This window comes from Cognatishimia sp. 1_MG-2023, assembly GCF_030548175.1.
Lineage (GTDB): Bacteria > Pseudomonadota > Alphaproteobacteria > Rhodobacterales > Rhodobacteraceae > Cognatishimia.
This window is the reverse complement of sequence record NZ_JAUORX010000003.1, coordinates 76929-93149: the sequence shown is the minus strand read 5'-3', so window position 1 is coordinate 93149 and position 16221 is coordinate 76929. Positions and strand designations below refer to the sequence as shown.

The following is a 16221-nucleotide window of genomic DNA, read 5'->3' as shown; positions in this document are numbered from 1 at the left end:
CCATTATCCCCGCATTGACCAAATAAACGAGCCCTCGTAAGGTCCGGTAAACATTTGATTAATGAGGATTTTATGAAACGCCTTTCTGCGCTCTTGGCCAGTTTACTCATTCTGGCATCAACAGCCTCTGCCGAAACCCTAACCCAACGTGACTGGCGCAATATGGCCAATATGGTCAAAAGCTATGTCGAGGCATCGCACAAGGCTGACGTCTATACCATGGCAGACCTGTCGGAACCTCAGGTCATGCACAAGCTCGCGTTGATGGCTGGCACATCCCTTGGCAAGATCGACTACACCCTACTGCCCTTCGCCCAAGAAGTGATGAAGGCCGACCCAAATTACTATTTCCGCCCCGGCGCGCCCATGAAGTTCTCCAAAACTGAAACCGGCCGTATCTATGGCATCATGCCAATCGACTCCTCCCTCGTAAAAACGCTCTTCAGCGATGCCCGCCCCCTCACACTCATCGTCTACCGCGAGCGCGGTCGCTGGTACATGTGGGAGGTGCTGAACGCGCCTGAGTTCGTAGCTTTGGCTGGAACACATGAAGATTTCACTAACGCGCCGATCTTCTTTTACCGCAAATAAGCGCAACAATGCTGCCGGGGCGCTACCGCCCCTGCATCACCTTTCCAAAAATACTCAAATCCAAACGGCGCGCCAAACGCGTCGATCTCGAATCGTACGTTTCAAGCACCGAAACGTACGAAACTCACATTTACCGAATGTTACCCCGGCGTGCGCCCCGCCGCTTTGAACCACGCCACAATCGCTGCGCGTTCATCCGGTTCCATCCAGCTTACATTCGCGGGTGGCATGGCGTCAGTCACGCCCGCATGGACATAAATCGCCTGCGCATTCACGGCGATTTCTCCCTGTGTTTCCAATAAGATACCCTTTGGCGCTCGATGGATACCGTCCCAACTTGGCTCGCGTGCGTGGCACATAGAACAACGTCCCAACACAATATCGCTAACCTGCTGAAATCCCTCAGCTTCTGCAAATTGCACCCCGGCGGCAGGCATATCCAACTCTGCCTCTTCTAACGGTTTCACAACGGGCCCTGCACTAGATAACCACATGATAAGAATAAACAAAATCGCAGTAACGCACCACGTCCACCACTGCATGCCCTTCTTGGCATGCATGGAATTAAAGAAATGTCGGATGGTCACCCCCATCAAAAACACCAGCGCCGCGATGATCCAATTGTACTGAGTCGCAAATGCCAGCGGGTAGTGATTTGATAACATTAAGAAAATAACGGGAAGCGTCAGGTAATTGTTATGCGTCGACCGCAATTTCGCGATCTTTCCATATTTCGCATCCGGCACACGCCCTGCTTGCAAGTCAGCGACCACAACCCGTTGATTTGGCATGATAATAAAAAAAACATTGGCCGTCATGATCGTCGCGGTAAAGGCCCCAAGGTGCAGCATCATAGCCCGCCCGGTGAACACCTGATTTAACCCGTAACCCATTACAACCAAAAGACAAAACAGCAGAACCATCAAAACGGTCGGATGTTTCGCAAGCGGTGATTTGCACAGGAAGTCATAAACAACCCAACCAATCGTCAACACGGCGGCCGATAGCAAAATTCCCTGCCACAGCAATAGGTTAGACTTATTGGCATCAATCAGGAACAGCTCGCCGCCCATCCAATACACCACCATCAACAGCGCAAAACCGGACAGCCATGTCGAATAGCTCTCCCATTTGAACCAGGTTAGATGCTCTGGCATCGCTTCTGGCGCGACTAAGTACTTGCGAACATGGTAAAATCCGCCTCCATGCACCTGCCACTCTTCGCCATCCGCCCCGCCAAAGTCGCCGCTTCGGTTCAATCCAAGGTCCAGAGCGATAAAATAGAACGAAGACCCAATCCAAGCGATCGCCGTTATCACGTGCACCCAGCGCACAGCAAAGGCCAACCATTCGTAAAGTATTGGAATTTCAAACATATTTCGACCTAACCTGTTTTATTGTCACTCTAGCGCAGCACGTTATTTTCAGCTATCCTCAAATAAACCCGAACAGTTTCAAGTAAATCCAAACAATGTCCTACTTCGAGAATATCCAAACCTTCGTCCGAGTCTACGAGCTCCGCAACATGTCTGCAGCCGCCAGAGACCAAAGAATCTCTGCCGCCGTTGCCAGCAGCCGTATTGCACAACTCGAAGATCGGCTAAATGTTAGGCTTTTTCAACGTACTACGCGACAACTGAACCCCACTGAACAAGGTGAGTTGTTTTATACCGGCGCCTGCAAAATCCTGCAGGCCGTCGAAAACGCCGAAGCTGATGTACAGTCCGTCACCCAAAGCCCCCGCGGTTCATTGTTTGTCGCGGCCCCTCTCGGTTTAGGTCGACGATTTATCGCGCCCCATGTCCCTGCTTTCAAAGAAGAATTTCCGTTAATCGACCTTCGCCTTAGGCTCTCAGATCGTAAGCTTGACCTTACGGCCGAAGGTTTGGATGTCGCGTTTTTCTTGGGCCTTCCCCAGGACAGCACCTTAAAAATACGCAAAATCGCCGACTGCCCTCGCCTACTTTGTGCGGCACCTAAGTACTTGCAAGAAAAGGGGGATCCAACCGATCCCGAAAGCCTCGCGGATGGTAGCCACGCCTGCCTGAACCTACGTTACCCCGGCGCGCCGGAATTTCAATGGCCGCTCCAAACACCAGAGGGCGTTAAAAAGATTGCCGTAACAGGACCGTTTGAGACAGATGACGGCGACGTGCTTACAAATTGGGCGCTCGACGGACACGGAATTGTATTAAAACCCTATTTCGAAGTCGCCCCTCACTTAGAGTCCGGAGCGTTGATACCAGTACTAACAGAGTTCCCACCTGTTCCGGTGCAACTCGCCTGTCTTTACACTCACCGCAGACATCAGGATCCCAAAACCCGTTTGCTGATTGATTTCATGGCAACCAAAATCACAGCCGCACTGAAGGAAATAAGGGCCTAACTACCGCGGTAGGTTGAATAACCGTATGGAGAAAGCAACAGCGGTACGTGGTAGTGGTTTTCTTCGTTCATCCCAAACCGAATAGGGATTTCCTCAAGGAACAAAGGTAAACGACCCGCCTGCCCGCTTCCTTGAAAGTAGCCACCGCAGGAAAACACCAACTCATAAATCCCCATCGCGAATTGCTCTTTAGGCAATATAGGTGAATCTGTCCGCCCGTCGGGATTGGTTACGGCCTCGCTTATGAATTCGCGCTGGTCTTCATCTACGCGATACAATGAAATCTTTACGCCTTCGGCCGGACAGCCCCGTGCTGTATCCAAAACATGCGTTGTTAAATAACCGCTCATTTCTAAGCCCCCCAGATACTTTATTACATAAAGCGAATGTTATTCTTCTTGACCACTGTACAGATGCAATGAGCTCTTTCAAAATAAAGATGAAAACAACGGCCGCTAAGTCGCGTTAGTTAAACGCCGAGGAGAGCTGAGATGAACAGATACCCAAGAGACATGCGTGGCTATGGCCAAACCCCACCGGATGCTCAGTGGCCAGGACACGCGCGCGTCGCCGTTCAATTTGTGCTGAACTACGAAGAAGGTGGCGAAAACTGTGTACTGCATGGCGACGCAGCGTCTGAAGCCTTTCTTAGCGATATTCCCGGCGCGGCTCAGTGGCCTGAACAACGGCATTGGAACATGGAATCAATGTACGAATACGGTGGGCGCGCAGGGTTCTGGCGTTTGCATCGGTTGTTCGAAGGCGCGAAAATCCCCGTAACTGTTTATGGGGTTGCGACCGCCTTGGCCCGCTCCCCTGATCAAGTGGCTGCGATGAAATCGGCTGGATGGGAAATTGCATCGCATGGGTTGAAGTGGATTGAACATAAGGACATGCCAGAAGCAGAAGAGCGCGCCGCTATTGCCGAAGCGATCCGTTTACACACCGAAGTTGTCGGGGAACAACCACAGGGGTGGTACACGGGGCGCTGCTCCGACAACACGGTCCGCTTGGTCGCTGAAACTGGTCTTTTTGACTATATTTCAGACACGTATGACGATGATCTACCTTACTGGCGTGAATATGGTGAGCAGGATCAACTGATCATCCCCTACACGCTAGAAGCCAACGATATGCGGTTTGCCACGGCACCGGGTTGGGTGACGGGGCAAGATTTCTTTACCTATTTAAAGGACGCCTTTGACGAACTTTATGCCGAAGGTCGCGATGGTCAGCCCAAAATGATGAGCATCGGATTGCATTGCCGCTTGATGGGGCGCCCCGGCAAGATCGCGGGGCTACGGAAATTTATAGAATACATACAAGAGTTTGAAGGTGTTTGGACACCGCGCCGTATTGAGATTGCCGAGCATTGGGCAAAAACACATCCGCACGAACGGATCGAACGGCCAAGTCAGATGTCTGCGGATCGGTTTGTTCAACAGTTCGGCAGTATCTTTGAGCATTCGGCTTGGATCGCCAAAGCCGCACATGCCATGGAGCTGGGGCCAGCACATGACACCGCGGTTGGATTGCACAGTGTTCTTGCGCGAGTGTTTCGCAGTGCATCAAAGGCACAAAAGCTAGAGGTGTTAAATGCCCACCCTGATCTGGCAGGCAAACTTGCTGCGGCTGGCGCTTTGACCAACGAGTCCACATCAGAACAGGCAAGTGCCGGGTTGGATTTGCTAACGGATCAAGAGCGCAGCACCTTTCAAAGCCTGAACACGGAATATGTAAAGAAACACGGTTTCCCCTTTATCATTGCCGTCCGCGACCACGATAAAGCGAGTATTCTTAGGGCATTTAAACGACGGATCGACAACAGTAGCGAAACAGAGTTCCAAGAATCCTGCCGGCAGGTTGAGCGGATCGCAGCAATTCGGCTTGAAGCGATTTTGCCATGAAGCGCATCACGACAGAGCCTTTGACGGCAGACGCATTTGCGCCCTTTGGCGATGTCTTGGAATTAAAGTCCAAACCTGATCAAGTAATAAACCAAGGCTACTGTGGCCGTCATCATGACTTAGCACAGCTTGATTTCACCAGCGGAAAGCCTGGCATTAGCCTGTTTGACTCAGAGCCCCGTCAATTTCCGTATACCTTAGATATGGTCGAGCGGCATCCGAAGGGCAGTCAGGCTTTCATCCCTATGTCTCTTTCCCCATTTCTGGTGATTGTGGCAGAAGATGTTGGAAATATCCCCGCAATACCAAGGGCTTTCGTTACTGCCCCCGGGCAAGGGATAAACTTGCATATGGGCACATGGCATGGCGTTTTGACCCCGCTTCATGCCCCCGGATTGTTTGCGGTTGTGGATCGCATTGCGAGTGACACCAACCTTGAAGAACACTTCTTTGAGGCCCCCTTCAGTATAGTTCATCGCTAAACTAAATAGAGACCGTCACCTTCCCAATTTCTAATTTCGCTCAGTGAAACGCAAATTCTTGCGACTATTTTCTGTTTCCCGCTGAGCGCATGGCTGCTATGACGCTGACGGGCTACCTATGTAGTTTAATATTAAACTATAAGGTTTGCAGTTATTCCCGGAGGAGGACGCGTCCATGGCGACGAAATTCGAAGACATCGACCCGGTAGAGTCTCGCGAATGGCAAGAAGCCATCGAAGACGTGATTGCGCGGGACGGCGCAGATCGGGCCCATTACCTATTAGATAAAGCGGTTCAACAGGCACGGGCAGCTGGTGCCAACCTACCCTTTTCAGCAACAACACCTTATCAAAATACGATCCCAGCGGACGAGCAAGAGCCGTTCCCAGGTGACATGGATATGGAATGGCGCATCCGCACCATTAACCGTTGGAACGCGATGGCGACCGTTGTGCGCCGTAACAAAGTATCCAGCGAATATGGCGGGCATATTGCCTCTTTCGCGTCTTCGGCAGTGATGTATGACATCGGCCTAAACCACTTCTGGCGGTCAAAATCAGCGATCCACGGTGGCGACTTGGTGTTTTTCCAAGGCCACGTGATCCCGGGCATCTACGCGCGCTCCTTTATGGAAGGTCGCCTAACCGAAGAGCAGCTTGAAAACTTCCGTTCCGAAGTGGGCGGCAAAGGCCTGTCGTCCTACCCTCACCCATGGTTGATGCCTGATTATTGGCAGTTCCCGACGGTTTCGATGGGTCTGGGCCCACTTATGGCGATCTATCAAGCGCGGTTCATGAAATACATGCACAACCGTGGTCACATTGATATGGCCGACCGTAAGGTTTGGTGCTTCCTTGGTGATGGCGAGATGGACGAGCCGGAATCTCGCGGTGCGATCGACCTTGCTGCGCGCGAAGGTCTGGATAACCTGATCTTTGTTGTGAACTGCAACTTACAGCGACTAGACGGCCCGGTACGCGGCAACCACAAGATCGTTCAAGAGCTCGAAGGCGACTTCCGCGGTGCGGGCTGGAACGTCATCAAATTGCTTTGGGGCAAAGGCTGGGACGACCTACTGGAAAAAGACACTTCTGGTAAACTTCGTCAGCTGATGGATGAAACCTTGGACGGCGACTATCAGACGTTCAAATCCAAAGACGGCGCCTATATTCGCGAACATTTCTTTGGCAAATACCCAGAAACAGCTGCTTTGGTTGCCGACTGGACAGATGAACAAATCTGGTCCCTACGTCGCGGCGGTCATGACCCTCAGAAAGTTTATACCGCGTTCAAACGCGCGTCAGACACCAAGGGTCAACCGACCTGTTTGCTGGTAAAAACGGTTAAGGGCCACGGTATGGGCTCTGCTGGCGAAGGTCAGAACACGACCCACCAGCAAAAGAAAATGACAGAAGATCAACTGCGCGCCTTCCGCGATCGTTTCCAGATTCCGGTCAGTGACGAAGATGTAGGCAAAGCGCCATTCGTTCAATTGAACAACGCCCAAAAAGCGTATTTGGCAGATCGTCGTAAAGCTTTGGGTGGTGAATTCCCAAAACGTGAAACTGTTTCACCAAAAATGGAAATCCCAGCGCTCGACAAATTCGCAGCGCAGTTGAAATCCACGGGTGATCGCGAAATTTCAACGACAATGGCCTTTGTCCGCATCCTGACAACGCTCTTGCGTGACAAAAACGTGGGCAAAAACGTCGTGCCCATCGTGCCGGATGAAAGCCGTACATTTGGTATGGAAGGTCTGTTCCGTTCCGTCGGCATCTACAACCCGCTTGGCCAGAAATACACACCACAAGATGCTGATCAAATGATGTTCTATAAAGAGAGCGTCGATGGTCAGGTTCTACAAGAAGGTATCAACGAAGCCGGTGCTATGGCGGATTGGATCGCGGCGGCGACGTCATATTCCAATCACGGTGTGCCGATGATCCCGTTCTTTATCTACTACTCTATGTTCGGTTTCCAACGGATTGGCGATTTGGCTTGGGCCGCAGGCGACAGCCGTGCACGTGGCTTTATGCTGGGCGGCACCGCTGGCCGAACTACTTTGAACGGCGAAGGTTTGCAGCACGAAGATGGCCACAGCCATATTCTGGCGGGCACCGTTCCGAACTGCATCAGCTATGACCCGACCTTCCAACACGAAGTCGCGGTGATCATTCAACACGGCATGAAGCGCATGTACGAAGATCAGGAAGACGTGTTCTACTACCTGACCCTGATGAACGAAAACTACGCGCATCCTGATATGCCGATGGGCGTCGAAGAAGACATCGTCAAAGGCCTGTATCGTTTCAAAGAGGTCGCGAAGCCAACGAAGAAGCACGTTACTTTGATGGGCTCTGGCACCATCTTGATCCAAGCGATCAAGGCGGCTGAAATGCTCGAAGAAGACTTTGGCGTCACAGCTGAAATTTGGTCTGCCCCAAGCTTTAACGAGCTGGCGCGCGACTGTCAGGACGCAGAGCGTCACAACCGCCTGAACCCGCTGGCAGAGCCAAGGGTACCATTCGTGGCGCAGCAATTGGCAAAGTCCAAAGGTCCGGTAATTGCGGCGACCGACTATATGAAGAACTTTGCAGAACAAATTCGCGCATGTGTGCCACGGCATTACACCGTGTTGGGCACCGACGGCTACGGCCGCTCGGACAGCCGCGTAAACCTGCGCCGGTTCTTTGAGGTAGATGCAAACCACATCGCAGCAGCGGCCATGGTCGACTTGTATCGCGAAGGCAGCATCACAAAAGCAGTGCTCGAAAAAGCATTGGCAAAATATGACATCGACGGAAACAAGCCGAACCCACGGCTGGTGTGATCGGACAGAGGAGACAAGATCATGACAATTGAAGTCAAAGTACCAGACATTGGGGATTTCGCGGAAGTTCCTGTTGTATCCATCCTAGTAAGCGTCGGCGACGTCATCGCCGAAGAAGATCCAATCATCGAATTGGAAAGCGACAAGGCCACGATGGAAGTGCCCTCGTCAGCTGCCGGTAAAGTATTGGAAATCAAAGTTGCCGAAGGCGACAACATCGGCGAAGGCGCGGTGGTTCTGATCCTAGAAGGCGAAGCAGCTTCCGCACCTGCGGTGGCTCCAACCGCTCCAGCAGCAGCACCTGCGGCGCCCCCTGCCCCAGCGGCAGCCCCTGCACCTGTGGCTGTTGTGGACAGCGGCTTTGGGAAAGCCCATGCATCGCCATCTGTCCGCGCCTTTGCGCGCCAATTGGACATCGACATTGCCAAAGTGAATGGCACCGGCCGTGCCGGCCGTATCCTGCGTGACGACATCACTGCGCATCTGAAAGCGACTGCTGCACCAGCGGCGGCGTCTCCGGCACAGGGCGGCATGGGTATACCACCGATTCCAGCTGTTGATTTCAGCAAGTTCGGCAAAGTCGAAGATGTTGAAATGCCACGGATCAAAAAGATCTCTGGCCCTGCGCTGCACCGCAGTTGGTTGAACATTCCACATGTGACACACAACGAAGAAGCAGACATCACCGATCTTGACGGATACCGCCGTGAACTTGATGGCATTGCCAAGACCGAAGGCTATCGCGTTACTCTGCTAAGCTTCGTTGTAAAAGCCTCTGTTTCTGCATTGAAACAGCATTGGGAAGTGAACAGTTCGATCCATCCGGATGGCGACAAGCTGATCAAGAAAGACTTCTACAACATTGGTTTTGCAGCCGATACGCCAAACGGCCTGATGGTTCCGGTCATCAAAGACGCGGATCGCAAAGGCATTGTAGAGATTTCCAAAGACTTGATGGAATTGTCTGGCAAAGCACGTGATGGCAAGCTGAAAGGCGACGACATGTCTGGCGCGACGTTCACCATTTCATCGCTCGGCGGCATTGGCGGCACCAGTTTCACGCCTATCGTGAACGCTCCAGAAGTTGCAATTTTGGGCCTGACCCGGTCAAAAATGGCACCGGTTTGGAACAAAGAAAGCGGCGAGTTTGAGCCGCGTTTGATGCAGCCACTTTCGATGTCTTACGATCACCGCGCGATTGATGGTGCCTTGGCGGCACGCTTCTGCGCAACCCTGAAACACCTGCTCGGCGATGTGCGCCGGTTGATGCTGTAAGGGAGCGATGACAATGGAAGTTAAAGTTCCTGATATTGGCGATTTCGACGCGGTTCCTGTTGTTTCCATCTTGGTTTCTGTTGGCGACACCGTCGCCGCAGAAGACGCCTTGATCGAGCTAGAATCTGACAAAGCAACGATGGAAGTGCCCTCACCAGCGGCGGGTGTCGTGAAAGAGATCAAAGTGGCCGAAGGCGACAATGTTGCCCAAGGATCACTGATCTTGATCCTAGACGCAGCCGAAAGTGCTGGCGCAGCGGACGTCGAGCCCGCCACGCCAGCCGCACCCGAAGCACCTACAACGGTTGCCGCAACTGGCAGCGCGACGGGTGCAGGCGACCATCACGGCGAAGTGGTCGTTTTGGGCTCTGGCCCTGGTGGTTACACCGCAGCCTTCCGCGCAGCGGACTTGGGTAAGAAAGTTATCCTGATCGAAAAGGATAGCAACCTAGGTGGCGTTTGTTTGAACGTGGGCTGTATCCCATCCAAAGCATTGTTGCATGGCGCGAAAGTCATCACCGAAGCCGAAGAAATGGGCCATTTCGGTGTGAAATTCGCCAAGCCAGAAATTGACCTGAACGCCCTGCGCGGCTGGAAAGAAAGCGTTGTTAATCAGTTGACTGGCGGTTTGGGTGGCTTAGCAAAGGCTCGCAAAGTGAAGGTTGTGAATGGTTACGGTAAGTTCACCGGGCCAAACATGATTGAGGTCGACAATGACGGCGTGAAAACCACCGTCAGCTTTGACCAATGCATCATTGCGGCTGGTTCGGTCCCGGTCACTTTGCCGTTTATCCCGCATGACGATCCACGCGTGATTGACTCAACAGGTGCGCTTGAATTGGAAGATGTTCCAGAACGGTTGCTTGTTTTGGGTGGTGGCATCATTGGCTTGGAAATGGCCACTGTTTATGATGCATTGGGATCGAAAGTGACCATCGTTGAATTCATGGACCAGCTTATTCCGGGTGCGGATAAAGACATCGTCAAACCACTGCACAAGCGCATCGAAGGCCGCTACGAAGCAATCTTGACCAAAACCAAAGTGACCGCGATTGAGGCCCAGAAAAAGGGACTAAAAGTCACGATGGAGGGTCCGGATGGCGAGACCACAGATACCTTTGACAAGGTGTTGGTCGCCGTTGGCCGAAAGCCGAATGGCATGTTGATTGACGCAGACAAAGCGGGTGTAGCTGTAGACGAACGCGGCTTTATTGCCGTGGATAATCAACAACGTACCGGACAACCGCATATCTTTGCGATTGGCGATGTGGTCGGCCAACCAATGCTGGCGCACAAAGCGGTTCACGAAGGTAAAGTGGCCGCCGAAGTTTGCGCAGGTCACAAGCGCTTCTTTGATGCGCGTGTGATCCCGTCTGTTGCCTACACCGATCCAGAGGTTGCTTGGGTTGGCGTGACAGAAACGCAAGCCAAAGCCGAAGGTATCAAGGTTGGCAAGGGTGTATTCCCTTGGGCTGCATCTGGTCGATCCTTGTCACTTGGCCGCTCCGAAGGTTTGACCAAAGTACTGTTTGATGAAAGCAACGAGCGCGTGATTGGCGCGGGGATTGTTGGGCCGAATGCAGGTGATCTGATTGCTGAAGTCGCTCTGGCCATCGAAATGGGTGCTGATGCGGTGGACCTTGGTCACACCATTCACCCGCATCCGACGTTATCAGAAACCGTGAACTTTGCTGCCGAAATGTTCGAAGGCACAATCACTGATCTGATGCCGCCGAAGAAACGCAAGTAATATCGAAAGCCCCGCCTTACGCGGGGCTTTTGCTTATCGCGCGGCCATCAAACGGGCCATGTCGAGCATGCGGCACGAAAAACCCCATTCGTTATCGTACCAGCCAAACACGCGCAGCAATCCTCCAACAGAAACAGAGGTTTCTCGTTCACAGACCACAAGAGACTCGCGGCGCATGCGCAAATCTGTGGAGACCAGCGGTTTGGTCGTCCAACCTAAAATGCCATGTTCCGTCTGCGCTTTTAGAACGGCATTCACGCCTTCAGATGTCATCCGTTTCTCAGTTTGGATTGTCAGATCAATAGCACTGACAGAAGCCGTTGGAACACGGATCGCACGCGCTTCGACGCGGCCTTTTAGATGGGGTAATACATGCTCTATCATGTGATGCGCGCTGGTGGTTGTTGGCACCATAGATAAGGCCGCTGCACGGCTGCGTTCAGGGTTAGCGCGGGGCTTGTCGACCGTGGGCTGAGAGCCTGTATAGCAATGCACCGTTGTCATGTGCCCGCTGATCAGGCCATATGCCTCGTCCAGAGTTTTGATCAATGGCGCGAGGGCGTTGGTGGTACATGATGCATTGGAAACCACGTGGTGATCTCCAAGCATCTGGTCATTAGCGCCCAGCACTACGGTTACATCCGCTTGATCAGAAGGTCCTGAAATCAAAACGTCTTTTGCGCCTGCATCTAGGCCACGCTCCACAATCGCGCGATTGCCGGTCATGCCCGTGCATTCCAAAACAACATCCACAGCCGATAAATCCAGCGCAGCAATATCCTGAGCGGCGGTAAACGGAATAGATTTTCCGTTTACAATCAATGCTGTGTCCGTGTGTTCGACGGCGCCGGGAAATGGGCCAAAGACAGAGTCATATTCAAACAAGTATGCGCATGTCTCTAGTGACTCGATGTCATTCAACCCTATAATTTCGAAATTTTTATAGGCTGGGTCAAGCATGAGGATTCGCAACAAGCTGCGCCCGATACGACCGAAGCCATTGATAAATATATGTGTTTTCTTGATCGCCATGCAGGATCTCCGACAGGATGTGAACCTAGCGGCAGTTCACATCCTTTGCAGAGAAATGACCACCCCCCTGATTGTACCAACACATCACCCCAATTTGGCGTGACGGTTCACATCTTTGTACAACAGATACCGGAAGCGCCCCGGTCCGCCCGCATAGCACGCCTGCGGACAAAAGGCGCGGAGCCACATGAAATCGCCAGCCTCAACCTCGACCCATTCTTGGTTAAGCAGATACACTGCCTTGCCTTCTAGAACATACAGCCCGTGTTCCATCACATGCGTTTCTGGAAACGGGATCACCCCGCCCGGCTCAAAGGTGACAATGTTCACATGCATGTCGTGGCGCATGTCGTTTGGGTCTACGAAACGCGAGGTTGCCCAGCGGCCTTCGGTGCCGGGCATGGCGATAGGGTCTATATCGTTTTCGTTAACAAAAAATGCATCGGGCGTGTCGATGCCCTCTACCGCCTCATAGGATTTCCGAATGAAGTGCGCCTTGACGGGCTCTGTGCCCCTGTTGCGCAACGTCCAGCCAGTGGATGGTGGCAGGTAGGCATAGCCGCCCTCTGTTAGAACGTGATCGCTGCCTTGCAAAGTTACGGTGATTTCGCCCGAAACGACAAACAACACGCCCTGTGCGTTTGGATCAAGTTCGGGTTTATCGCTGCCGCCACCTGGGGCTATGTCTAGGATATACTGCGAGAATGTCTCGGAAAATCCAGACATGGGGCGGGCCAAAATCCAAGCGCGGGTGTCTGTCCAGAATGGCAAATTTGACGTCACAATATCGGTCATCACGCCGCGTGGGATAACGGCATATGCATCAGTAAAAACGGCGCGGTTTGTGGTCAGTTGGGTTTGGGGCGGCAAGCCACCGAGCGGCGCGAAATAGGTTGGGTCAGACATTGGGTCGCCTTTGTAAGAATGCCTTATGAAACGCTTTTTACAGGTAAAACCCAAGAGGTTTCAAACCTGAAGCTGCATAAGCTTTGCTTTGATAATCAGTCGAACGGTTCGATCAATTCCGGCCCCGAGGCCCGGTTGGAATTCACTTTAGGATCAACAGCATAGAAGGATAATAGATCCTCTGGTGCGGCGGTCATGAGGGGGGCGGCACCGTGGCCTTCTTCGCCGAGCCATTTGCCCCAATCGCGCTCTGCCAGAATGACGGGCATGCGATGGTGGATTTGAGAGATGGTTTCATTGGCGCCGGTTGTGACAACGGCGCAGGTGCGGTGGGTTTCTTCGCCTTGGCCCCAGTCTTGCCAGATGCTGGCAAGGGCGAGTGGTTCGTCAGAATGGATGTACCACGGCCAACGTTTGCCGGCCTCGTCTTTGGTCCATTCATAGAACCCTGATACGGGCACGATACAGCGGCGTGTGCGGCAAGCTGTTCTAAACGCTGGTTTTTCCGCGATGGTTTCAGCGCGAGCGTTGATCAAAAGCGGGCCGTCAGTTGGGGTTTTGTACCAATGTGGCAAGAAACCCCAACGCATTTTAACGAGCTGACGCTGGCCCTCGGCCGCCATGACCACGTGAATATCCGTTGTGGGGCAGACGTTATAATTGGGGACATTTGGCAGATTATTTGCGGGCATGGCGGCAAACATTTGCGCCATAGCGTCAGTTGGTAAGGTGATGGCTATTCGTCCGCACATGAGGGCAGATTACCCGAATTTCGGCGGATGCCCAGAGGGGCGTACGGTGTATTAACCATGAAATTGGGCCCGAAATCCGCAGATTCGAGGGGCGACATGTGGTGGGTCGCCGCTGAGTCGGCCACAAAGTGCGTCAGGTTAAGACCCGATAAATGTGAAATTCGTGCGATTCCCGTGTTGAAACGTACGTTTCAGCCCGATTTTGATGCGTTTTTTGGAAAACCATGAAAATGGGCCGTTAATTTGATGGATTTTTTTGGCAATAATATCGCCGAGGCTTAGCGATGCGCTTTACGGGCGATGTCGATCTTGGCCTCCATCATCGACATCTCTTTCATGATGTCACGGCGACGGGTGCGGTCCCCGGTCTCGCGCAATTCGGCGCGCAGGCGATCCAGTTCGCGAGAGAGCGAGACAAATTCGGGCACGCCGCCGCTTTCTTTTACCAACCGATTGAGCAGCGCATTTTCTGGGTCGTCCGCAGGCGGCAGCGGTTTACCCGCGCCTTGAAGATTATCAAAATCGCCCTTCGCCTCTGCTTCGGCGATTTTTTGATTAATTAGATCTATCAGCGGGTGGTCCATAAAGATGTTATTAACGATTTGATCCGAGGCTGTGAAGGCGGGAAATCAAACGAAAAAACCCGGCAGATAGTGCTGCCGGGTTTCGAACCAACCTTGGTATAGGAGGCTTATTTTTTAGTGATGCGACCGTCTTTGTACGGTGTATATGGCGCGTTTTTGGCGATGAATTCGGCAGTGACATCTGCCAAGTCTGGACCAAAGTCATAGGCATTTGCTGCATCTTTAAACATCTTGTAGCCGTCGCCACCGTTACGCACATAGTTGTTGGACACAACGTTGTAGGATTTGGCCAGATCAATGGCTGCGCCGCCGACCATGACATCAGACACGCGTTCGCCCGCTGGTTTTGCAGCGTCAAAAGCGAATGTTATGCCCGCCACTTGTGGGAAACGGCCTGCGCCCTCTTCCACTTGGGACACACCGTTTTCAAGTGCAGCAACCATGGTTGCGCCAGTCACTTGGAATGTGGACAGTGTGTTTTGAAATGGCAGAACGGTCAGGACTTCGCCCATTGTGACCTCGCCCGCGTCAATGGAGGCACGGATGCCGCCACCGTTTTGGATGGCGATTTCAACGCCTTGGTCTTTAACACGGTCTAGCATCGCATCGGCGATTAGGTTGCCCATGGCGCATTCAACGGCACGGCATTCTTCGCGGACACCGATGATTTCGGTCGCTGTTTCGGCCACAACTTTGTTGCGGATTTCGTCCAGCGGTTTGGCAGCTTCGGCGATGCGGGCCTTAACAGCATCGTTTTCAGTGATGAAGCGATCCATGATCAACGGCTCACCCTGTGCGGACTTGACGACGCCGTCGTCATCAAACACAACGTTCAACTGGCCAAGGAATTTGCCGTAGGCATAGGCCGATACGATCTGTGTTTCACCTACGACCGTTGGGTACGGACCTTCGGCGCGGTCAGAGATGTTTGACAGATAGGTGTTCGTGTGGCCGCCAACGATGACATCCACGCCCGTGGTCATTTCCGCGACCATCTTGTCTTTGGCAAAACCAGAGTGGGACAGGACGATGATCTTGTTCACGCCTTCGGCGGTCAGACGATCGACTTCGGATTGGACCGCGTCTACTGCGCTGGTGAAGGTGATGTTGTCCCCCGGTGACGCCAGTTCATCGGTGTTTTCTGGGGTCAGGCCGATCATGCCGATCTTTTCGCCGCCCTTTTCGATGACGGTGGATTTCTGCAAAACACCCGCAAGCTGGGGTTCCGCGGACACGTCAGCGTTGGACATCAGGATCGGGAAGTTGATGGCATCCATGAAGCCGCGCAGCACTTCGGGGCCATCGTCGAATTCGTGGTTGCCCACGGTCATGCCGTCATAGCCGAGTGTATTCATCATCTCGGCTGTGAGTTTGCCTTTGTAATAGGTGTAAAACAGCGTGCCTTGGAATTGGTCGCCGCCATCCACAAGGATGGAGTTTTCGTATTGCGCGCGGGCTGCGTCGACGGCGGATTTCAGACGGGCGGAACCGCCGAAACATTTGCCTTCGGCGTTGCTGTCGGCAGAGCAGCCAGAATCAAATCGGCTGATCGGCTCAAAGCGCGCGTGAAAATCATTTGTGTGAAGAATTGTCAGTGCATAATCGGCAGAGGCCATACCTGTGGTGACGGCCAGTGCAGCAGCGGATGTTAGTAGACGCGAAAACATATTGCTCCCCTTTCGCTATAGATCCGTAGAGTTGGGCATAAAATTGACCCGCGAGTCAA

Annotated in this window: 14 protein-coding genes; 7 read left to right on the top strand and 7 right to left on the bottom strand. The window is 52.9% G+C overall.

The annotated features are described in order from the left end of the window. Positions 1–72: 72 nt before the first annotated feature. Entirely contained in the window at positions 73–591 is a 519-nt protein-coding gene (locus Q4544_RS05710) for a hypothetical protein (RefSeq protein ID WP_303504534.1), read from the top strand. Between the two features lie 140 nt (positions 592–731). Here the strand turns inward: Q4544_RS05710 and Q4544_RS05705 are convergent, their stop codons facing one another. Further along, positions 732–1967 carry a urate hydroxylase PuuD gene (locus Q4544_RS05705; protein WP_303504533.1) on the bottom strand — a complete coding sequence of 412 codons (1236 nt, stop codon included), beginning with the start codon at positions 1965–1967 and terminating at the stop codon, positions 732–734. A gap of 95 nt (positions 1968–2062) precedes the next feature. Here Q4544_RS05705 and Q4544_RS05700 point away from each other — a divergent pair, with 95 nt between their 5' ends. Next, positions 2063–2977, top strand: a complete 915-nt coding sequence (locus Q4544_RS05700) for a LysR family transcriptional regulator (protein WP_303504532.1) — start codon at positions 2063–2065, stop codon at positions 2975–2977. Here the strand turns inward: Q4544_RS05700 and uraH are convergent. Then, positions 2974–3327 (bottom strand): hydroxyisourate hydrolase, encoded by a 354-nt coding sequence (gene uraH, locus Q4544_RS05695; RefSeq protein ID WP_303504531.1) that lies wholly within the window; start codon positions 3325–3327, stop codon positions 2974–2976. The genes Q4544_RS05700 and uraH overlap by 4 nt on opposite strands. A gap of 141 nt (positions 3328–3468) precedes the next feature. Between uraH and puuE the strand changes: the two genes are divergently transcribed. The 5 genes from puuE (at position 3469) to lpdA (ending at position 11221) form a co-directional block, all read left to right on the top strand. Further along, positions 3469–4884: an allantoinase PuuE gene (gene puuE / locus Q4544_RS05690; protein WP_303504530.1), complete on the top strand. Its 1416-nt coding sequence runs from the start codon at positions 3469–3471 to the stop codon at positions 4882–4884. Further along, entirely contained in the window at positions 4881–5366 is a 486-nt protein-coding gene (locus Q4544_RS05685) for an ureidoglycolate lyase (protein WP_303504529.1), read from the top strand. The genes puuE and Q4544_RS05685 overlap by 4 nt, the downstream gene beginning before the upstream one ends. Before the next feature lie 175 nt (positions 5367–5541). Then, a complete protein-coding gene (gene aceE / locus Q4544_RS05680; protein WP_303504528.1) occupies positions 5542–8196 on the top strand; it encodes a pyruvate dehydrogenase (acetyl-transferring), homodimeric type in 2655 nt (884 codons plus the stop codon). Positions 8197–8217: 21 nt separating this feature from the next. Then, on the top strand, positions 8218–9471 hold the full coding sequence (locus Q4544_RS05675; RefSeq protein WP_303504527.1) for a 2-oxo acid dehydrogenase subunit E2: 1254 nt from the start codon (positions 8218–8220) through the stop codon (positions 9469–9471). Between the two features lie 13 nt (positions 9472–9484). Then, a complete protein-coding gene (gene lpdA, locus Q4544_RS05670; RefSeq protein ID WP_303504526.1) occupies positions 9485–11221 on the top strand; it encodes a dihydrolipoyl dehydrogenase in 1737 nt (578 codons plus the stop codon). Positions 11222–11254: 33 nt separating this feature from the next. Here the strand turns inward: lpdA and Q4544_RS05665 are convergent, their stop codons facing one another. The 5 genes from Q4544_RS05665 to Q4544_RS05645 all read right to left on the bottom strand — a co-directional run bounded on the left by Q4544_RS05665 (position 11255) and on the right by Q4544_RS05645 (position 16162). Then, on the bottom strand, positions 11255–12253 hold the full coding sequence (locus Q4544_RS05665; protein WP_303504525.1) for a type I glyceraldehyde-3-phosphate dehydrogenase: 999 nt from the start codon (positions 12251–12253) through the stop codon (positions 11255–11257). A gap of 84 nt (positions 12254–12337) precedes the next feature. After that, positions 12338–13159: a bifunctional allantoicase/(S)-ureidoglycine aminohydrolase gene (locus Q4544_RS05660; RefSeq protein ID WP_303504524.1), complete on the bottom strand. Its 822-nt coding sequence runs from the start codon at positions 13157–13159 to the stop codon at positions 12338–12340. A 95-nt stretch (positions 13160–13254) separates the two neighbouring features. Then, entirely contained in the window at positions 13255–13911 is a 657-nt protein-coding gene (locus Q4544_RS05655; protein WP_303504523.1) for an SOS response-associated peptidase, read from the bottom strand. Positions 13912–14189: 278 nt separating this feature from the next. Further along, positions 14190–14495 carry a DUF1992 domain-containing protein gene (locus Q4544_RS05650; RefSeq protein ID WP_303504522.1) on the bottom strand — a complete coding sequence of 102 codons (306 nt, stop codon included), beginning with the start codon at positions 14493–14495 and terminating at the stop codon, positions 14190–14192. Between the two features lie 107 nt (positions 14496–14602). Further along, positions 14603–16162, bottom strand: a complete 1560-nt coding sequence (locus Q4544_RS05645; protein WP_303504521.1) for a bifunctional UDP-sugar hydrolase/5'-nucleotidase — start codon at positions 16160–16162, stop codon at positions 14603–14605. Between the last annotated feature and the right edge of the window lie 59 nt (positions 16163–16221).